Below are 18,684 nucleotides of genomic sequence, written 5' to 3'. Positions count from 1 at the left end.
CTTAAATTATTTTACACCTTATGAAAAAACACAATTTTAGTGCCGGACCCTGTGTACTACCGCAAGAGGTATTTCTAAAAGCTTCTGAAGCTATAATGGACTTTAACGAATCGGGACTTTCGCTTATAGAAATTTCCCATAGAAGCAAAGACTTCGTTGAAGTCATGGAAAAGGCACGTAGTCTTGCCCTAGAGCTTTTGGGCTTGGAAGGCAAAGGATATTCAGCACTTTTTCTTCAAGGTGGGGCAAGTATGCAGTTTCTTATGACGGCCTATAACCTTCTTGAAAACAAGGCAGGGTATTTAAATACCGGTACCTGGAGCGAAAAGGCCATTAAAGAGGCTAAAATGTTCGGGGATATTATGGAAGTTGGATCATCAAAAGACGAGAACTTTAACTATATCCCGAAAGGCTATGCCATACCCGAAGGTTTAGACTATCTTCATTTAACTTCGAACAATACTATTTTCGGTACGCAGATCAAGAAATTTCCAAAGACAAATGTGCCTTTGGTTTGCGATATGAGTTCCGATATCTTTTCGCGACAACTTGATTTCACCCAATTTGACCTGATTTACGCCGGAGCACAAAAAAATATGGGCCCCGCCGGTACAACCTTGGTCGTGGTAAAAGATGATATTCTAGGGAAGGTCTCAAGAAAAATCCCAAGTATGCTCGACTACCAAGTGCATATTTCCAAAGATAGTATGTTCAATACCCCTCCGGTATTTGCGGTTTATACCTCCATGTTGACATTAGAGTGGCTCAAAGACTTGGGCGGTATTGCGGCGATTGAGGAAATCAATGAGAAGAAGGCGCAATTGCTTTATTCTGAAATTGATCTGAATCCTGTATTTCAAGGTTTTGCCAAGAAAGAAGACCGTTCGAACATGAATGCTACCTTTAACCTGGCCGATGATAGGCTAAAAGAAACCTTCGATGCCCTTTGGAAGGAAGCCGGAATCAACGGAATCAACGGTCACCGATCCGTAGGTGGATATCGCGCCTCTATGTACAATGCCCTTTCCCTAGAAAGTGTAGGGGTTTTGGTAGATGTGATGAGCGAAATGGAAAGAAAAGGATAACAGCCTGTTCCCTATAAAATTAAGATCATAAAAAAGGACGACCGTTGGTACATGCCTTGCCGACGGACGGCCTTTTTATTTCAATACAAACCAATATTTGAATCAGATGAAAATACTTGCAAATGACGGAATGGCCCAAGCGGGCATCAAAGTACTTGAAGATTCTGGTTTTGAAGTACTGACCACTAGGGTGGCCCAAGAACAATTACAGAATTTCATTAACGATAATCAAATAAACGGTCTGTTGGTGCGCAGTGCCACACAGGTGCGTAAAGACCTTATCGACAACTGCCCTAGCCTAAAACTTATAGGAAGAGGCGGGGTCGGAATGGACAATATTGATGTGGAATACGCCAAGGGCAAGGGGCTTCATGTTATCAATACCCCTTCGGCTTCATCTTCATCCGTGGCCGAACTTGTGTTCGCCCATCTTTTTGGGGGAGTCAGGTATTTGCACGATGCCAATAGGAATATGCCGCTTGAAGGTGATAGCAAGTTCAAGCAATTGAAGAAATCCTACGCTGCCGGAATGGAGCTACGGGGAAAGACCCTGGGTATTATCGGTTTTGGAAGAATCGGTCAGGCCACGGCCAAAATTGCACTGGGCGTAGGTATGAAAGTCATCTACCACGATCCATTTCTTGAAAAGGCATCGATCGAGCTGCCCTTTTTCGACGGACGATCGCTAACTTTTGATTTTGAGTCACAAACTAAGGACGAATTGGTTTCAACCGCCGATTTTATTACGCTTCACGTTCCTGCTCAAAAAAGTTATGTTTTGGGAAAAAAGGAATTTGAGCAAATGAAACCTGGGGTCGGTATCGTAAATGCCGCCCGTGGAGGTGTACTCGATGAAGTCGCTTTGGTAGATGCCCTTGAAAACGGGAACGTCTCCTTTGCGGGACTTGATGTGTATGAATCGGAGCCTTCACCTGAAATTAGGATATTGATGCACCCGAATATTTCGCTTACACCCCATATAGGTGCCGCAACCGGCGAAGCACAGAACCGTATTTCCACCGAATTGGCAGAACAGATCATTACACTATTAAAATAAGTCGAGTACAATACGTTTACCATAACCTCGTTGAACAAGGTATCGTTCGGTGGGGATTTTTTTCAATTAAACCTCTACGGATAAAACCACAAGACTTTTTTCGCTTTTCTACGGAATTCTTGTCGGCAACTCATTACGAATCAGATAGGTATATTTTGTATAATGAAGGTTTGGGCAAGAGATTATAAGGGTTCTTCTTCCTTTCTAGTATTTTTGACCGAATCTTTTCGTAAATTGTTAATCAATTATAAACACATAAACACATAAACACTAAACATTATGTCAGGATTATTAGACTTACTAAGCAGCCCTATGGGCAAACAATTAATAAGCGGCGTAGCCAGCCAAACGGGCAACTCTACCGACCAAACCGGTAGTGTGCTTAGTATGGCCCTCCCCGTTTTAATGGGCGCAATGAAAAAAAATGCGTCTTCTCCCGAGGGGGCACAAGGATTGATGAGCGCCCTATCGGGCAAGCACGACGGGGGTATCTTAGATAATCTTGGCGGACTTTTCAGTGGAGGTGTGGATCAATCGGTAATGGACGATGGTGCAGGTATTCTTGGTCATGTCCTAGGAGGAAAACAGGCTCAGGTTGAAAATGCATTAAGCCAAAAGTCAGGAATGGATGCAGGTTCCGTTGCTACCATATTGAAAGTAGCGGCCCCTATTCTATTAGGATACCTAGGAAAACAGACCAAAGAACAGAACGTTAGCGATTCCAATGGCATTGGCGACCTTTTAGGAAACTTGATGGGTGGCGGTGATTCCGGTAACCAACAACAGTCTTTGATCGAATCTTTTTTAGATTCCGACGGTGACGGAAGTATACTTGACGATGTAGCCTCTATGGCCCTTGGTGGTAAAAAAGGAGGAATTGGCGGTATGCTAGGCGGTCTCTTCGGAAAATAGACCACTTACATTTGCAAAATCACTAAAAGTCGTTTGTTGATACAAGCGGCTTTTTTTTGTAAATTGGTATAGAAGTTGTTGCAATACTGCTAAAAGATGAAGCTATGAAAAAGATATATTTAGTTTTAGGCACACTCGGTCTTTTTTTCGTAATGATAGCGGGCAGTTGTTCAAGTTCAAAAGAAACCGTAATATCCGATAAAGAGAAAGCTGCCTTTCGTCAAAAGGAGGCGGATACGGTAAAAATTGCCGACGATGCCACCGAATACGAAATTATCATCATTGAACCCGGTTTCAATTTTTGGTTAGAGAGCATAGCCAAACCCCGAAACTATTACTCCCAAGAGTTTCTTGAAAGCAGAAACCAGATTTTCGTCACCAACTACAACCAAAGGGTAATGCAGCCCATGCGCTATGACCCCAATCTTTATGAGCAGCAGATCAACTATGATTTTCATACGGATTACGGCTACGAGGTGAATTACAAGCTCTATAATTACTTTATTTATTTCCAAAGAAAATACAATCAGCGACTAGGGCCTTTTGTACCAAGAATTTGATTCCCTATATTTGTCTAGATTCTTGTTATGAAAAAACTTAAACAACGCTGGGGCGTAGACTCCAATTTTCAGTTAGCCGTCATTTTTTTGGTCTTTGCCATTACCGGCTCCTGTGCTACCAAACTTGCTGCCCCCATTACTTCTTTTATAGGTCTTGACAGCGAAACTACGAGTGCCTGGTTATACTGGACGGCACGTATTTTCTTGATATTCCCTATTTACCAAGTGCTTTTGGTGGCCTTTGGATGGCTCTTTGGTCAGTTTCGGTTCTTCTGGAATTTTGAAAAGAAAATGATCCACAGGCTTGGCCTAGGCTTCTTGCTTAAATAATTTACCAATTCTTTAACGAAACGACTACTGTAATTTTTTCTAGTTTTGTGGCATGAATAAAATCATCGGCATTTTAACTTCAACGATTTCCGTTTTGCTGGTGGTCTGTATCCTTGCACCTTCGATCACTAAACTTGCACACGCCCTTTACGAACACCATTCCGAAGAGTGTACCGAAGCCGATAGCCTTCACGTGCATGAAGCCGAGTTGGATTGTGATTTTCAAAAGTTCCATCTCTCCCCTCAGTTCACTCCTTTCTTAATTGCCTTTACACCTTATACCCCTGAAATCACTAGGGAGAATACCAACAATTTCTACTTCTTTTTAAGCAAATACCAAAAACTACATTTTGTACTTAGGGGACCACCCCAACTTTCATAATTACCTCGATTTACAGCACCTTATTTTAAGAATTACTTTAAATCATAATTATTATGGAACGCTTTATATATGCATTGCTTTTTGCAATGTTGGGAACTTATGTACACGCCCAAAACGCTTTATCGGGAACTGTTACCGATCCAAGGGGAAACACGAAATTATTTGGTGCGGAGGTCTATTTTCCACAGTTGGAAAAGGGTACGGTCACCGATGAAAACGGAAGTTATGAATTGAACAACCTGCCAACGGGGAGCTATAAGATTGTTATCTCCCACATTGGTTTTCAAACTTTGTCGAAGTCTATTTTAATCACGACCGGCAACAACACTTATGATGCCCAATTGGCATCCAGTGCCATTGAAATGGAAGAAATTATCGTTTCGACCCCCTTTCATAAGCTACAGCGTGAAAATGTGATGAAGGTAGAAAGGGCCGATATCAAGAGCCTTAAGACCAAGGGGGCGGTTACGCTTTCCGACGGGATTACCAATGTTCCAGGGGTGGAAAGTGTCTCTACCGGCCTTGGAATAGGCAAGCCGGTCATACGAGGACTTAGTTCTAACCGTGTACTCGTGTATACCCAAGGCATTCGACTTGAAAATCAACAGTTTGGAGATGAACACGGTCTTGGTATAAGTGATGCAGGTATTGAGAGTGTAGAGGTTATAAAGGGACCTGCTTCCCTCCTTTACGGCTCAGATGCCATGGGCGGGGTACTCTACCTTAACCCTGAAAAGTTTGCAGTGGCGAACAGTACCGAAGGCGACCTTAATCTTAATTATTTTTCAAACACCGAAGGGCTTAATGCCAATGCCGGGTTTAAAACCTCTGGGGAAAAGTTCAAGTTTATTTTAAGGGGGAGCACGGCCAGTCATACCGATTATCACACAGGCGATGATGTAACGGTAACCAATTCGAGGTTTCAGGAACACGATGTAAAAACGGGTATCGCCTATCAGGAAAGCAATTTTAAAACGGAACTTCGTTATAACTACAATTACCTAAAACTGGGTATTCCAGAAGAAATAGGTGCTCAGACCAATGAACGCGCACCCCTTTCCCCCTTTCAAAAAATAGATAACCATATTGTAAGTTCAAAAACCAATATTTTCTTTGGAGCGTCAAGTTTGGAAACCATTTTGGGCTATACCTTTAATACTAGAAAAGAGTTTGAGGAAGGGGAAGAAGGTGCCGCCCTTGATATGGATTTGGCCACTTTCAACTACAATCTTCTCTATCACTTGCCAAAATGGGGCAACTGGGAAACTATTGTCGGTGCGCAAGGAATGCACCAAACCAATACCAATTTCGGGGAAGAAGTCCTGATTCCCGATGCCACGACCAACGACATCGGTTTCTTGGCCACATCACACCTTCATTTTGAGAACAATAGCGACCTACAGCTCGGACTCCGCTATGATCGGCGTACCCTGAGCGGTGAGGAAAACGGGATCTCCGGTGAAGAGGGGTATATCGCTCCGATAGATCGGGACTTCAATAGTGTGAATGCCGCCATTGGTTATAAGCTGGAACCCTTAAAACGGCTTACCGCCCGAATTAACCTGGCTTCGGGTTTTAGGGCGCCCAATTTGGCCGAATTGACTTCTAACGGGGTACACGAAGGCACGAACCGCTACGAAATAGGTAATGCCGATTTGAGCAACGAACAAAACCTGCAGACCGACATCTCTCTAGAATATAAAAACGAACACGTAGAGTTCTATGTCAACGGGTTTTACAACGCAGTAAACGATTATATCTTTATTCAATCCAATGGTCAGACCATCGACGGAAATACTGTTTTCTTATACGAACAGCAAGACGCCAAACTCTACGGCGGGGAAATCGGATTACATATACATCCACATCCCTTAGATTGGCTACATATTGAGAGTAGTTTTGAAATGGTTACCGGAAAACTTAAAGACGACAGCTATTTGCCTTTGATTCCTGCAAACGCCCTGAACAACACCCTACGTACGGAATTCACCAAAAGTAACAGTTGGCTAGAGAACTACTATGCTTTCGTCACGCTTAAATCCGTTTTTAAACAGGATAAGGTCAGTGGATTTGAACTCGCTTCAGACGGGTATAACCTTTTGAGCTTGGGGCTTGGAGGAAAGACCCTTCTTTTTGGTTACCCTATCGATATTCGCGTTAGCGCCAACAATATTTTAAACACCGATTATATTTCGCACTTGTCCCGTCTGAAAACCGATGGTATAGCGAATATTGGAAGGAATATAAATTTAGGGATAAGCATTCCGCTTTAACCCTTTTAAAAAGATGCGAAGCCGCAGGCCGACAGGAAAGCTTCCTATGGGTTTGTGGCTTTGTTTTTTCGCTTGGAATGAAAACCATAAACGAACTGGCCAATAAAGCCCTTGGGCATCTCGTTGTCCCCTTCGTAGCCCAGAGGAACGAGGCCACTATCTTCGGGGATGTAGTCGGTTTTAAAAAGATAGTCCCACATACTCAAGCTTATGCCGTAATTAACGCCATTCTTTCTTCCTTCGGGAAGTTCATAGGCATGGTGGTACAAATGCATGACCGGATTATTGAAGATATATTTTAACGGTCCCCAGGTAAGTTTAATGTTGGAATGGTTTAAATGACCGATGGCAATAGCAACAAAATGAACAATATAGGCCTGCTCCGGCTCAAAGCCTCCCAATATCATTACTGCAAAAGTTTTTAAGGGCTTATAAAAAATATTTTCCATCCAATGGTAGCGCATATGGGCTGCAAAACCCATTTCCTTTACACTGTGGTGCACCTTATGGAATTCCCATAAAAAGGCATATCTATGAAGTAGCATATGGGTAAACCATTGCACGAAATCCAAGAGCACGAAAAAGACCAATAGTTGAAAGATTTCCGGCCATTCCTTTAAATCGACCAATGCTAAAGTATTGGATGCTATCCCTATATCTAAGAACAATAGTTCCAAACACTTATAAAATCCACTAATAACTATGGTGAAAAGGAAAAAATTAAAAAAGATGTAAAAGGCATCCAACCAAAAATCCTTTCGAAAAACGGCTTGGTTTTTGCGCCACGGGAAAGCAATTTCGAGAATCCAGACCAATATGGAGAGCAAGATGATTCCCCAAAAATAATTGGTGTACCAAGGGACTTCAAATACAATCGACTTCCAGGTCCAATTGAGTGTACCCATAAAGGAATTGAGAAATGCATCAAGATATTTTTCCATAATAAAAGCAAGCTATAAACTTGGGTATTGGTCGAAAAAAGGTGTTCAATCTTTCAGTTCATACCAATCAATATCGGTTAAAACTTCCCTTCGGCCTTTTTTCTTGGGGGGATAGTTGGTTACTAAATAATCGATGATAATATCTTCATTCTTCCCTAAATCCCATAAATTCTGGGTTTCCTGCATCCATCTGATCGTGGCCTTCCAGCGCTCCTTGTTCATTCGGTTTTGGATCACCAGTTTTGCGGAATGGCAATTAGTGCAATTTTGAACGGTCTCCATCATTCCCGGGGCATCGACAAAACCGGTCCGTACGTGGATCCCGTTTTCTATTTTGTCAAAATCATCTTCCTCTACCGGCACGGTGACTATCTCGGCATCAGGTCCGTTATTCTTAAAGGCCGATAGATCGGGGTCGACCAAAAGGTAGATCAATCCGACCGCAAAAATAGCTACTATGGTACAGGTAAGGATCAATACCCTGTAGAATCCCCGAAATTCCTGTTTCAGTTTGTCGTGGTTCGGCTTCTTCATCTATGCAACTTTTACGGCTATTCTATGACAGGCATTGTTCAGGTAGCCTTTGGGGTTCCACCCCGGTAATAACATGGGCTGGCTAAATCCGTTTGAATCGGTCGCGCGCGCCCAAACCTCGTAGTACCCTTGTTGTGGAAATTCCACTTGGGCAGAAAAATGCTGCCAAGCCAATCGGTTGGCAGGTTTTTCAAGGTTACATTGCTTCCAGGTAGAACCAAAATCAATAGAGTATTCCATTTTGGCAACCTCTAGCTCCCCGGCCCAGGCATGGCCCCTGACCGTTAATTTTTTTCCTTCGGGAATAGTGGCGCCCGATTTCGGATAGGTAATCAGTGACTTTACCGGCATCGACTCTATAATGCACATATCTTCGTCCGCTACTTTTTCCCCTGGGGCAACAGGTTTGCAGGGAACCCTGTATGCGGTGCCTGTCATTTTGGTGCCGTCGTGAACGATATTTCTAATACTGATACGCTGTAACCATTTGCCCGACACCGATGCAGGCCAGCCGCCGGCAATTACCCTAAGTGGATACCCATGTGCCAAGGGGATATCTTCGCCGTTCATTTTAAAGGCCAATAGGGTTTCGTCTTGCATGGCCTTAGCCATAGGGGCCCCTCTTGATATAGGTTCTTTTCCAGGGTCTCGGCTCAGGTGGATATCGGCCGCATGGTAGCCAAAATACACGGCGTCGTCTTTTATGCCAACATCTTCGAGAACGTCACGAAGCCGAACACCGGTCCAACTTGCGCAATACACCGCGCCTACCGTCCATTGGTTTCCCTTAGCGGGTGGGTCGAATTCGCTCCTTCCGTTACCGCCACATTCTAAGGTCAATTGATAGGTATGGTGCTTAAACTTTGATTTGAGCTCCTCAAGGGTATAGGTCTTTTTTTGTTTGACGGACTCACCATCGATGGTAAGCGTCCAATTTTTTACATCTATTGCCTCAGGTATGAGTCCATTATTACGGACAAAAATATACTTGTTCGGTGTGACCTTATCGTCTAAAAGATGGGCCTGGGCCTCCATATTCCATGGTTTGTCGTTGAGTACGACCATCTCCTTGTCTTTGTTGAACAACTTAAAAGGGTCGGGATCCTGAAGAGCCAAGGGTACATAGTTTTCCGCCATTTTTGATCCGTAGACAATGTCGGCACCGATTATACCCGCTAGAGATGCAAGGGCCGCTCTTCCAATAAACTTTCTTCTTTGCATAAATTTAGGTCTGGTTTACTCTCAAAGTTATAGATATTTAATATACTACCCTGTGCTATTGTTTGATTTTAATTTTTTTTTAAGGATTTAGTTTTAAGTCGATCAAAAAAACTTAAACAAAATAAAATAAAGAATTTAAAGCCCTTTAAACATTGGGATTGCGGGCTTTTGTTAAAAAGCCACCCTAATCGATTACAAATGAATACTGTAGCTAAATACCTATTAAATCTATAGACTTTTTAGGTCATATGAAAATTCCCATTAACCTATTCCCGAGCAAAAATCAGGGATTTATTTCTGTGGTTTCGGCAGCATCGGCTTTTTTAAAAACATAGGTGTACAACCACATCAAGGTAAAGGTGGGTATCACATCTAGACCCGGAACAATTTCCTCTAAAAAAGTGATGATACCGGCACCTTGCCCGATTTTTCCCTTGTACATACGTGTCATCAGCCAACCGGCCAAAGGCGCCCATACAATATCGGAGAACTCCCCGATAAACGGAATAACGAAGGAAAGCATACCTATACCATCGAAGAGCAGGCCTAGAAGTAGTTTTTTATATTTCTCGTCCTTATTTTTTGACATATTGAAAAGTATTTATTCTTACTATCAAAAGCAATAAGAATGCCAAAAAATAATTTAGTCGAAGTGCTCCGTTATGGGCTTAAGACAAATCGGAACTGATCAGTTTTAAAAACTCGTTTCGGGTCTCGATTTTTTCGAACTGTCCACGAAAGCCAGAGGTGGTTGTCACGGAATTTTGTTTTTGAACCCCACGCATCATCATGCACATATGTGATGCTTCAATAACCACTGCCACACCTTTTGGCTTAAGGGTGTTGTTGATGCATTCGAGAATATCATGGGTCAAACGTTCCTGTACTTGAAGGCGACGGGCAAAAACATCGACCACCCTTGGGATTTTACTTAGCCCCACAATATGTCCGTTAGGAATGTAGGCCACGTGTGCCTTGCCAAAGAAAGGCAGCATGTGGTGCTCGCAGAGCGAATACAGTTCAATGTCCTTGATAATGACCATATCGTCATAATCTTCCTTGAACATCGCCCCTTCAAGAATCTCAACGGCATCCTGTTGGTATCCCTGGGTAAGGAAAAGCATCGCCTTGGCCGCTCTTTCGGGAGTTTTTACCAATCCTTCGCGAGTAACGTCCTCCCCTATTCCATCGATAATTTTTGAAAATCGGTCTTTGACTTCCGAAGTAATTTCCAAATCATATTCTTCTAAATTTCTATAGGGTGCCATATAGCTCTTTTATTTCGTTACCGTAAGGATATAAATAGTCGACAAAAGTACAGTTTTCTGCACCAATGCGCCAATTTATTCTTTTCGGAACAAAAACAGGGTGTAAAGTGAAGCCTTCGCAAACGGCAATTTTCATTACTTTTACCCTCGTATTAAAATTTAGTACACGTTTTTTGATAAAATTCACGGGGATTAAGCATCAAGATATATGATCAAAGCCAATAATATTAAAAAGTTTTACGGCGATTTAGAAGTATTAAAGGGGGTAGACCTTCATATTAAGAAAGGCGAGGTCATTTCCATAGTGGGGGCTTCCGGGGCCGGAAAAACGACCTTATTGCAGATTCTTGGCACGCTAGACGTTCAATCGAATCCGTCGGACAGCAAATTGCTGATCCACGATACCGAAGTCACCCAATTGTCGGACAAAAACTTGGCCAGATTCAGAAACGAACATATTGGTTTTATTTTTCAATTCCACCAATTGCTCCCCGAATTTACGGCACTTGAAAATGTCTGTATTCCTGCATTTATTAAAAAAACACCTAAGGCACAGGCCGAAAAAAAAGCGAAGCAGCTATTGGATTTTTTAGGACTATCGGCCCGATATAACCATAAGCCGAACGAACTTTCCGGGGGGGAGCAACAAAGGGTGGCCGTCGCCCGGGCTTTGGTCAACGACCCTTCAATTATTTTTGCGGACGAGCCTAGCGGGAACCTTGATTCGGAAAGTGCCGACAATTTGCACAAACTCTTTTTTGAACTCCGTGACGAGTTCGGACAAACCTTCGTTATCGTCACCCATAATGAGCAGCTGGCAGATATGGCCGACCGAAAGCTGACCATGGTAGACGGACTCATCGTAAACAAGGAAGTGGTGGCCGATGTTACGGAGCTTTAAAACCCACTGCCCCTGTTTAAAGAAAGCATCGAATGAACCGCACCGAACTAAAGGAATTTTTAGACGCCAAGGTCTTACAGTATGAGCATCCGAAATTTTTGGAAACGGATCCCATTCAAATTCCCCATAAATTTTTACGCAAAGAAGATATCGAAATCAGTGCCTTCCTCACGGCCACTATTGCCTGGGGCAATCGCAAGAGCATTATCAACAATGCCAATAGGCTGATGGACCTAATGGGCAATTCACCCTATGATTTTGTACTTGACTACAGACCCGACGATGCGGAACGACTCTCGGGTTTTGTGCACCGGACCTTCAACAGTGAGGATCTGGACTATTTTATCAAAAGCCTCCAAAACATTTATATCAATCACGGGGGACTGGAAGCGGTTTTTGCCGAACATGCCGAGGAAGACTCGATGCAAACGGCCATATCGGCTTTTAAAAAGACTTTTTTTGAACTCCCCCACCCCATACGTACCCAAAAACATGTGAGCGACCCCTTAAAGGGTTCGGCCGCCAAACGGATCAATATGTTTTTACGTTGGATGGTACGTAGCAACGCCACTTCCGTAGATTTCGGTATCTGGAAGCGCATTTCACCCAGCCAACTATCCTGTCCCCTGGATGTGCACTCTGGAAACGTAGGTAGAAAGTTAAAACTCCTCGGCCGTAAACAGAACGATGCCAAAGCCTTGGCCGAACTTGACAAAAACCTACGTAAACTAGATCCTAGCGACCCGGTAAAATACGACTTCGCCCTTTTCGGCTTGGGGGTTTTTGAAAAATTCTAGAGCGTTTCCTTGCGTTTTATTGATAACGCTTTTTAAACTCCAAAGGCGTACTCTGAGTCTTTGCCTTAAAAACCCTTGAAAAATAGGCATAATCTTCATAGCCCAAGAATTCGGCGACATGGGCCAAAGATGTCTGGGAATGTACAATGAGCCGTTTGGCTTCCAAAAGAATACGGTCATTGATCAATTCGGTCGTGGTCTTGCCTAAGGTGCTCTTGGTAACGCGGTTCAAATGTTTTGTGGTAATATGGAGTTTGTCCGCATAAAAACGGGCCTGTTTCTCACTTCTGTAATATTGCTCCACCGTTTGCTCCAATTCAGAAAGAATTTTTAAATAGGTGGGCGACAATACATTCTGCGTAGTGTCAAAAGCGGCATAATATCGACTAAGGTCAATGTAGGCCAAGTTGATCAGACTTGCCAATTTCTGCCTTTTGTAGACTGCATTAGCATGATATTCTTGGTTGATTTCATTGAAACGTACCGCTATATCTTGAAGCGCTTCTGGTGACAAGGTCAGGTTAGGGGGATTTTTATAGGAATAGTAAAACGGAAATTGATGCAACTTAACCCCGGAAATATTCAACTCAAAGAAGGATTGGGTGTGAAAAAAGATATAACCTTCCACTGCAGAGTCGAACTTCCAACTATGGGTTTGCCCAGGTTTTAAGAAGAAGAGGCTTCCCTTTTCAATGGGGTAGGAACTAAAATCGATTTCATGAACACCCCTACCCTTTAAAAATAACACACAAAGAAAAAAATCGTGTTTGTGTGGCCTATGCACGATGGTTTCGTTCTTTTTGAGGTGGGCGGCCAAGGCGTTACTATAAAAATCGACCGAAGAATGTTCTTCTTCAAATTGTTCTATATGTAAGACCGGTACAATTTTCACGAGATGCAAATATGTCTTAAAAGTACAAAAAATGGCGATAAAGCTGTAAGACTTAACATCAGTATTACTATTAATTTTGCTATATAATAGCAATGCAACCAGTCTGTTTTGGTGTTACATTGGTTCAAAAAGTGCAAGAAGGTCTGTATGTCACATTAGTTCATAACATGAGGTTCTTGTACTAGAAAAAAATAGCATATGAAATTTTTAAAGGGCACAAAGATTTACAGCATATTTACGGGTACTTGCCCCGTTTGCCAAAGCGAAAGTATGTATACCACTGCCAATCCGTATAAACTTTCAAGCACCCTAAAAATGAGAGAGCGCTGTAGTCACTGTCATACCAAGTACAAAATAGAACCTTCCTTTTTCTACGGTGCCATGTATGTAAGTTATCCCGTAGGACTCTGTTTTGCTGGCTTTGCTTTTTTCCTTTGTTATCTGATAATCGGTCTAGGCTTGATAAGCACCTACGCCATTATCGTTGTAGAAATGGTATTGGTCTTGCCCATAGTGCTTCGGCTTTCCCGAAACATTTGGATCAATTTTTTTATGCACTATGGTCAATCCCTTAAAAGGAAACAAAGGACCTAAGGTGTACTTTCCAAAATAGAATCAAGAAGCGATGAGTCCGTCTAAAATCGTTCTGATTTTTTCGGCATTCCAATCGGTGGCCCCTGTTTCCTTTATGATGATCTTTCCTGATCTGTCAATGATAAAATTGGTAGGTATACTATTGCCGTGAAGCAATTCAGGAGCCTGCATTCTTGGAATATATACCGGTAGACTGAATTTCTTTTTATCTAAAAAACGCTGTACCACTTCCGTTTTTTCGTGGGTCAGCAGTACAAACTCGACCGAAGTACCATAATCATCGTATAGCTTTTGAATACTGGGCATTTCTGCAATACAAGGCGGGCACCAAGTAGCCCAATAGCCAATAAAGGTAACCTTATTGCCCCCTATCTCTATGGAGGTATTCGTACCGTCTAAAGTACTGACCTTATATGCAAAGGGACTAAGTTTCGCTTGGTCTTCCTTATCAAGGGGTGATGGTGAAAAGAACTGCATTTTTACACTGCTCAAAGCTACCTGAATAGGCTTTCTGGTCTGGGGTATGACCAAGAGCAGAATAAATACGAACAGTAAAATATCAGCGATACTAAATTTTCTTTTTTTCATTACGGCAAGTTACTAAAACTGGTAGTTATGGTCAAAGAAGTATCGGCCTTGATTTGGTTAAAACTCATTGAGGAATTGGAGGCAGATTAAGTCTCCCATACCTATTGTTCGCCTTCGCTCATTTTTTTGAACTGTTTGTATATCCATTGCTTTTCTTGCAAGGAAAACTTTTTATTCTCAAACCATTCGTAAGCCGCAATTTTTTCGTTTTCAATCTGGGCCTTTCGTATGGCCTCTAAGGATACCAAGTGCCAATGTACCCCTTTTTGTCGGTTTACCGAGTAGCCAATATCTTCGGTTATATAGGATATTCTAGGCTGATTAATAAGTTTGACCCCATTTCTTAGAACCGCCAAGGTTTTGGTAAGTCTTACTACTTCGGAAAAGGAGTACCTGACAAAGTCGTTAAACCCTTCTTGCTTTGTATTGTATAATTTATCGCCTACTTTTAGTTGTCTCATGATTGTTGAAAGCCCGCAAAATTAATGGCTTCCCACTTCATTTCAAGAATCCGGGGCAAAGAAATTATCAACAAAATTGGTTTTGTAGGGTAAGGGACTGGCGGCTAAGCATCCCCATATGAAAGTGAAGCCTAAGTATAAAAAAAAGGATGCCAACAGCGAACGATAGGCATCCTTTTGAATAAAAGTCGAGCAACTAAACCGTTTCCAGCCTTAGGGCCTTTCCTTTTTTTCGTTTTCTTTTTTTCTGCAACTTGTTCCACCAGATCAATGTTCCCGTAATAGGTAAACTTGTGGCGATCAGGCAGGCCAAAAAGTATAAGGTCTTTGAAAAGCTACCATAGATATCGCCTAGGTGTAAAGGTCTGATCAAAGACGCGACCTGAACGTTCAGGGGTTTCTCGTCAAATATTTCCTTTTTTAAGACCGTACCGTCTCGATCCAAAACCAATTTATCGGTAATGACAGGAGAGCGTCCTGAAGCATCATTTTTGGTAATGGTGTATACTTCTGTTTCGGTTTTGGGCAGAGCAAGCCTAATCTGTCCTTCATAGGCCAGTTCTGTATTGACCACCTCCAGTATTTCGGCTACGGACACTACTTTCGCATCCTTGGCGAGGGAAGAGCTTACCTTAGGGCCACCTCCTCGATTTCCGAATATTTTAGCCCCAAGCACTGCGCTTCCGGCATCTCGGTACCACTGAAAGGACCAACAAAGTCCGGTCAAACACATAATCACCAAAAAAATACAGGCATAAAAACCCAAAGTATTGTGTAAATCATGGTTAATACGCTTCCAGTTGGCCGAAAACTTAATTTTAAAGCCTGGCTTGAAATTTTTCCATTTTAACCGCTTGGGGAACCATAAAACGATTCCACTGATGGATAGGATCAAGAATATGATCGTGGCTATCCCCACAATAGGCCTTCCTATTTCTATATCGAGCAACAACCAACGGTGCAGGCGGAACATGGTCATAAAAAATCCATCGAGGGAGGACTTCAATTCCTTTTGGTACTCTCCCGTATAGGGGTTTACATAATACGTACTCCCCCTTCGTTGTTTGGGGTCGGTCTTTATGGAAAAGAGATAAGGCTCCTTCGCCGTGGCAGGGAGGGTTACCGCAGTGATATCGCCCTCTTCCTTCAATTTGTCGGAGAGCAGCTCGATCGACATTTTCTCCCCTTGGGTAGCCTCGACTACAAAATCATCGGTAAAAAACGACTTTATTTCATCTTCAAAAACAAGTAGGGTGCCACTCAAACAAACAAGGAACAAAACAATACCACTGGCCAATCCTAGCCATAAATGTACATCGTTGATAAATTTTCTCAAGCTATATTTCTGCATTGCCTTCGTATTGGTTGGTTCGGCACCCTAATTGATTCTAAAACTTATAAGTAATCATCCCATAGAAACTTCTAGGGTCGGTTTGATTGATATATCGGGTACGGTAGGCATTGTAACCGATTTCATCAAAAATGTTGTTCATCAAGACACGCACGCCCCAGTTTTCGTTAATTCGGTAGGCGACTTGTGCGTTCACCAAGGTATAGGCCTCAACATCAAAAGGTTTTTGGCCAGGAACGATACCCTCGTGGGTTACGGCTCCGGCACTCCAATCATTGATCGGCCGTTCACCCGTATAATAGGCGCCGGCTCCTATTGACAAGCCTTTCAAGCTGTTTCTAAAGGCGTAATTACCGTACACGTTAAACGTATGCTTAGGCGTATTCAAGGGTGCGGAACCATACACATAGGAAGTGTGTTCTTTATATTGGGCATCGATGTACGAATATCCGGTTATGACTTCGAAGTTTTCAAGTATACGCCCGGTAAGTTCTACTTCTACCCCTTGTCTTTGGTCGTTTCCTCCTTTTTGATAGAATCCGGTAGCGATCCAGTTCTCGTCATATACGGGAAGATTAATGTTCTTATTGTTGATTTTGAAATAGGTCAGGTTAAAGCGCAAGCGACTATCGAGCCAGTTGGTCTTAATACCGGCTTCGAACTGATCAAAACGCTCGTTACCCAATTCCTTACCGTCTTCCCCTAAACGGGTACCTGTTCTTGGGTAGGAGCTATTGGTGTAGGAAGCGAACACGTTAAGGTTCTCCATAGGCGAAACAATAATACCACCAAGGGGATTGAAGGCATCGCTATCCGTAGTTTCGGTCTCGGTACTGGTTTCCGTAGTACTGTAACGGAAGCCTAAAAACGATTTTAACCAAGAGTTGAAGGTAATAACGTCTTGGGCCACAAAGCCTATGGACCTAGACTCGGATCCGGCCGTACTTGGGTCGCTTAGACCAAGGTCGTCGGGCAGTTGATTCGATATGGTAGAGAAAACGTCCAAGGTGTCCAGCACGGCTACACTACTGCTAGAGGTGTTGTACTTAGAAGTTCTATAATCCATACCTACCTGAAAGGTGTGTCCGATAGAACCTGTTTGCATATCGTCACCGATAAGGTCTATTTGAAGCACACTGTTTTTATCTTCCCTGGTAGATATAGCATACCCTCGCGTCCTTAGATTGTAAACCGTGTTGCCTTCCCCGTCGGTAATGGCGCCTCCTAAACTGGCATTTTTAAGATCTAGATCCAAACTCGAGGCGAAATAAGCCGCATTCAAGCTCAATTTATCGGAGAGCGTCTTTTTAAAGCGAGCGGAATAATTCAGGTTCTGGGTAAGGCTTTTATCATTTTTATAGCCTAAAAACTGACTATGGGGAAGGTCATATATGGCATTGGTGTCGTTTTCTGCCAAATTTACCGTACCTGGATCGGGAGTCCTACTGTCATCAAAATAATCCATTTCCATGGTCAATGTGGTTCCCTCGTCGATACGCCATTCAAAGGAAGGGTTAATGTAAAAACGTTGGGAAGAAACCCCGGCGCGATAGCTATCGGCTTGTTCCAAGGCCCCGTTGATTCGAAAGGCGGTGTTTTGCTTTTCGGTCAATGGTCCGTAAACATCGAATGTGGGACGGGTCTGCCCGAAGCTCCCCCCTCTAAAAGAGGCTTGACCGCCAAATTGATACTTGGGAGTTTTGGTAACGATATTGATGACCCCACCAGGACTACCCAAATCGGTGGCGACGCCCTGGGTAATGGAAGCTGCCCCTTTTAGGACTTGAATGTTGTCAACCCCTTGCATATCGGTAAGGATACCCGTACCCCTAAAATCGGAATGCACACGTACCCCGTTCTTTAAAATAGGAATGCCCCTAAACCCTCGTGAAGACATACTTTCGCTACGATTTCCATAAGTAGCAAAGGAATATACCCCCGGTACGTTTTTGGTAGCATCGGCAATGGTAAGGGTACCTTGGTCTTCGATGACTTTTTCAGAAATTACCGAGATACTTTGGATCTGCTCATAGGTGGCCAATGGCAAACGGGTCAAGGCCTCTATTTTGTCAGGATGTTCATAACGCGAACCGAATACTTCTACTTCTTCAAGCTCGGTATCCATACGAACGGAAAAGTCGACCGTAATATCTCTATCGCTAAGGTTTACCGCTTTTTTTATGGTTTTAAACCCAACGGCACTGACCTGTAATTCGTAGGAGCCAGGTACCACCCCGGTAATTTTATATTCCCCATTTTCGTTTGCAGCCGCTCCGTTCTTGGCTTTCAGTATGGCAACATGGGCATAGGCCACAGGCTCTCCGTCATTGCTCGTTACCCTTCCGTTAATGCTATACTGTGCTTCTTGTGCATGCCCCCAAAAAAAGCTGAATCCAAGGAGGAATAGTAGAGAAAATCTCATTGGTTTTTATTTAGAATTGTTACAAATAGTTAAATTCGACGCAAAAATATAGCGACATTGCAAAACATCCAAATTATTTATACTAAATCTAAATAGAGATAATTAACTTGTTGAT

20 protein-coding genes are annotated in these 18,684 nt (G+C 42.9%); 10 read left to right on the top strand and 10 right to left on the bottom strand.

The genetic code is table 11. The annotated features are described in order from the left end of the window. Nucleotides 1–20 precede the first annotated feature (20 nt). The 7 genes from serC (at nucleotide 21) to ZOBGAL_RS19350 (ending at nucleotide 6,599) form a co-directional block, all read left to right on the top strand. Nucleotides 21–1,085, top strand: a complete 1,065-nt coding sequence (serC, locus tag ZOBGAL_RS19380) for a 3-phosphoserine/phosphohydroxythreonine transaminase (protein WP_013995439.1) — start codon at nucleotides 21–23, stop codon at nucleotides 1,083–1,085. A 106-nt stretch (nucleotides 1,086–1,191) separates the two neighbouring features. Then, the gene (locus ZOBGAL_RS19375) at nucleotides 1,192–2,142 is read left to right on the top strand and encodes a D-2-hydroxyacid dehydrogenase (protein ID WP_013995438.1); all 951 of its coding nucleotides are present in this window, start codon (nucleotides 1,192–1,194) and stop codon (nucleotides 2,140–2,142) included. A 279-nt stretch (nucleotides 2,143–2,421) separates the two neighbouring features. After that, nucleotides 2,422–3,054, top strand: a complete 633-nt coding sequence (locus tag ZOBGAL_RS19370) for a DUF937 domain-containing protein (RefSeq protein WP_013995437.1) — start codon at nucleotides 2,422–2,424, stop codon at nucleotides 3,052–3,054. A 104-nt stretch (nucleotides 3,055–3,158) separates the two neighbouring features. Further along, nucleotides 3,159–3,614 (top strand): DUF6146 family protein, encoded by a 456-nt coding sequence (locus ZOBGAL_RS19365; RefSeq protein WP_013995436.1) that lies wholly within the window; start codon nucleotides 3,159–3,161, stop codon nucleotides 3,612–3,614. 27 nt (nucleotides 3,615–3,641) lie between these two features. After that, nucleotides 3,642–3,944 carry a DUF6787 family protein gene (locus tag ZOBGAL_RS19360; RefSeq protein WP_013995435.1) on the top strand — a complete coding sequence of 101 codons (303 nt, stop codon included), beginning with the start codon at nucleotides 3,642–3,644 and terminating at the stop codon, nucleotides 3,942–3,944. 52 nt (nucleotides 3,945–3,996) lie between these two features. Beyond that, nucleotides 3,997–4,326, top strand: coding sequence for a hypothetical protein (locus ZOBGAL_RS19355; protein WP_013995434.1), 330 nt, complete (start codon nucleotides 3,997–3,999; stop codon nucleotides 4,324–4,326). 53 nt (nucleotides 4,327–4,379) lie between these two features. Beyond that, nucleotides 4,380–6,599, top strand: coding sequence for a TonB-dependent receptor (locus ZOBGAL_RS19350; RefSeq protein ID WP_013995433.1), 2,220 nt, complete (start codon nucleotides 4,380–4,382; stop codon nucleotides 6,597–6,599). Nucleotides 6,600–6,643: 44 nt separating this feature from the next. Here ZOBGAL_RS19350 and ZOBGAL_RS19345 read toward each other — a convergent pair whose 3' ends face one another. From ZOBGAL_RS19345 to folE, 5 genes are all read right to left on the bottom strand, one after another. Continuing rightward, entirely contained in the window at nucleotides 6,644–7,540 is an 897-nt protein-coding gene (locus ZOBGAL_RS19345; protein WP_013995432.1) for a sterol desaturase family protein, read from the bottom strand. A 45-nt stretch (nucleotides 7,541–7,585) separates the two neighbouring features. After that, nucleotides 7,586–8,074 (bottom strand): hypothetical protein, encoded by a 489-nt coding sequence (locus tag ZOBGAL_RS19340; RefSeq protein WP_013995431.1) that lies wholly within the window; start codon nucleotides 8,072–8,074, stop codon nucleotides 7,586–7,588. Next, nucleotides 8,075–9,295 carry a sulfite oxidase gene (locus ZOBGAL_RS19335; protein WP_013995430.1) on the bottom strand — a complete coding sequence of 407 codons (1,221 nt, stop codon included), beginning with the start codon at nucleotides 9,293–9,295 and terminating at the stop codon, nucleotides 8,075–8,077. It abuts the gene before it with no gap. Between the two features lie 283 nt (nucleotides 9,296–9,578). Beyond that, nucleotides 9,579–9,884: a hypothetical protein gene (locus ZOBGAL_RS19330; RefSeq protein WP_013995429.1), complete on the bottom strand. Its 306-nt coding sequence runs from the start codon at nucleotides 9,882–9,884 to the stop codon at nucleotides 9,579–9,581. A gap of 79 nt (nucleotides 9,885–9,963) precedes the next feature. Beyond that, nucleotides 9,964–10,563, bottom strand: coding sequence for a GTP cyclohydrolase I FolE (gene folE, locus ZOBGAL_RS19325; RefSeq protein WP_013995428.1), 600 nt, complete (start codon nucleotides 10,561–10,563; stop codon nucleotides 9,964–9,966). A 208-nt stretch (nucleotides 10,564–10,771) separates the two neighbouring features. Here folE and ZOBGAL_RS19315 point away from each other — a divergent pair, with 208 nt between their 5' ends. Continuing rightward, nucleotides 10,772–11,464 (top strand): ABC transporter ATP-binding protein, encoded by a 693-nt coding sequence (locus ZOBGAL_RS19315; protein WP_013995426.1) that lies wholly within the window; start codon nucleotides 10,772–10,774, stop codon nucleotides 11,462–11,464. 32 nt (nucleotides 11,465–11,496) lie between these two features. Next, nucleotides 11,497–12,261 carry a TIGR02757 family protein gene (locus tag ZOBGAL_RS19310; protein WP_013995425.1) on the top strand — a complete coding sequence of 255 codons (765 nt, stop codon included), beginning with the start codon at nucleotides 11,497–11,499 and terminating at the stop codon, nucleotides 12,259–12,261. Between the two features lie 16 nt (nucleotides 12,262–12,277). On the opposite strand, the gene ZOBGAL_RS19305 is transcribed toward ZOBGAL_RS19310, so the two are convergent. Beyond that, nucleotides 12,278–13,153 (bottom strand): helix-turn-helix domain-containing protein, encoded by an 876-nt coding sequence (locus ZOBGAL_RS19305; RefSeq protein ID WP_046287606.1) that lies wholly within the window; start codon nucleotides 13,151–13,153, stop codon nucleotides 12,278–12,280. Nucleotides 13,154–13,351: 198 nt separating this feature from the next. Between ZOBGAL_RS19305 and ZOBGAL_RS19300 the strand changes: the two genes are divergently transcribed. Next, nucleotides 13,352–13,747, top strand: coding sequence for a DUF983 domain-containing protein (locus tag ZOBGAL_RS19300; protein WP_013995423.1), 396 nt, complete (start codon nucleotides 13,352–13,354; stop codon nucleotides 13,745–13,747). A gap of 21 nt (nucleotides 13,748–13,768) precedes the next feature. Here ZOBGAL_RS19300 and ZOBGAL_RS19295 read toward each other — a convergent pair whose 3' ends face one another. From ZOBGAL_RS19295 to ZOBGAL_RS19280, 4 genes are all read right to left on the bottom strand, one after another. Continuing rightward, entirely contained in the window at nucleotides 13,769–14,335 is a 567-nt protein-coding gene (locus tag ZOBGAL_RS19295; RefSeq protein WP_013995422.1) for a TlpA family protein disulfide reductase, read from the bottom strand. A 101-nt stretch (nucleotides 14,336–14,436) separates the two neighbouring features. Next, on the bottom strand, nucleotides 14,437–14,796 hold the full coding sequence (locus tag ZOBGAL_RS19290; RefSeq protein ID WP_013995421.1) for a hypothetical protein: 360 nt from the start codon (nucleotides 14,794–14,796) through the stop codon (nucleotides 14,437–14,439). Between the two features lie 196 nt (nucleotides 14,797–14,992). After that, nucleotides 14,993–16,147 (bottom strand): PepSY-associated TM helix domain-containing protein, encoded by a 1,155-nt coding sequence (locus ZOBGAL_RS19285; protein WP_013995420.1) that lies wholly within the window; start codon nucleotides 16,145–16,147, stop codon nucleotides 14,993–14,995. 37 nt (nucleotides 16,148–16,184) lie between these two features. Then, nucleotides 16,185–18,569: a TonB-dependent receptor gene (locus ZOBGAL_RS19280; protein WP_013995419.1), complete on the bottom strand. Its 2,385-nt coding sequence runs from the start codon at nucleotides 18,567–18,569 to the stop codon at nucleotides 16,185–16,187. Nucleotides 18,570–18,684 lie beyond the last annotated feature (115 nt).

Source organism: Zobellia galactanivorans (genome assembly GCF_000973105.1).
Lineage (GTDB): Bacteria > Bacteroidota > Bacteroidia > Flavobacteriales > Flavobacteriaceae > Zobellia > Zobellia galactanivorans.
This window is presented reverse-complemented; position numbering and strand designations above follow the sequence as displayed.

Coding starts and splice junctions, on each gene's coding strand:
- ZOBGAL_RS19375 (WP_013995438.1), top strand. CDS start 1,192: ATGAAAATACTTGCAAATGACGGAATGGCCCAAGCGGGCATCAAAGTA.
- ZOBGAL_RS19365 (WP_013995436.1), top strand. CDS start 3,159: ATGAAAAAGATATATTTAGTTTTAGGCACACTCGGTCTTTTTTTCGTA.
- ZOBGAL_RS19330 (WP_013995429.1), bottom strand. CDS start 9,884: ATGTCAAAAAATAAGGACGAGAAATATAAAAAACTACTTCTAGGCCTG.
- ZOBGAL_RS19300 (WP_013995423.1), top strand. CDS start 13,352: ATGAAATTTTTAAAGGGCACAAAGATTTACAGCATATTTACGGGTACT.
- ZOBGAL_RS19345 (WP_013995432.1), bottom strand. CDS start 7,540: ATGGAAAAATATCTTGATGCATTTCTCAATTCCTTTATGGGTACACTC.
- ZOBGAL_RS19285 (WP_013995420.1), bottom strand. CDS start 16,147: ATGCAGAAATATAGCTTGAGAAAATTTATCAACGATGTACATTTATGG.
- ZOBGAL_RS19355 (WP_013995434.1), top strand. CDS start 3,997: ATGAATAAAATCATCGGCATTTTAACTTCAACGATTTCCGTTTTGCTG.
- folE (WP_013995428.1), bottom strand. CDS start 10,563: ATGGCACCCTATAGAAATTTAGAAGAATATGATTTGGAAATTACTTCG.
- ZOBGAL_RS19310 (WP_013995425.1), top strand. CDS start 11,497: ATGAACCGCACCGAACTAAAGGAATTTTTAGACGCCAAGGTCTTACAG.
- ZOBGAL_RS19280 (WP_013995419.1), bottom strand. CDS start 18,569: ATGAGATTTTCTCTACTATTCCTCCTTGGATTCAGCTTTTTTTGGGGG.
- serC (WP_013995439.1), top strand. CDS start 21: ATGAAAAAACACAATTTTAGTGCCGGACCCTGTGTACTACCGCAAGAG.
- ZOBGAL_RS19370 (WP_013995437.1), top strand. CDS start 2,422: ATGTCAGGATTATTAGACTTACTAAGCAGCCCTATGGGCAAACAATTA.
- ZOBGAL_RS19350 (WP_013995433.1), top strand. CDS start 4,380: ATGGAACGCTTTATATATGCATTGCTTTTTGCAATGTTGGGAACTTAT.
- ZOBGAL_RS19340 (WP_013995431.1), bottom strand. CDS start 8,074: ATGAAGAAGCCGAACCACGACAAACTGAAACAGGAATTTCGGGGATTC.
- ZOBGAL_RS19295 (WP_013995422.1), bottom strand. CDS start 14,335: ATGAAAAAAAGAAAATTTAGTATCGCTGATATTTTACTGTTCGTATTT.
- ZOBGAL_RS19315 (WP_013995426.1), top strand. CDS start 10,772: ATGATCAAAGCCAATAATATTAAAAAGTTTTACGGCGATTTAGAAGTA.
- ZOBGAL_RS19360 (WP_013995435.1), top strand. CDS start 3,642: ATGAAAAAACTTAAACAACGCTGGGGCGTAGACTCCAATTTTCAGTTA.
- ZOBGAL_RS19290 (WP_013995421.1), bottom strand. CDS start 14,796: ATGAGACAACTAAAAGTAGGCGATAAATTATACAATACAAAGCAAGAA.
- ZOBGAL_RS19335 (WP_013995430.1), bottom strand. CDS start 9,295: ATGCAAAGAAGAAAGTTTATTGGAAGAGCGGCCCTTGCATCTCTAGCG.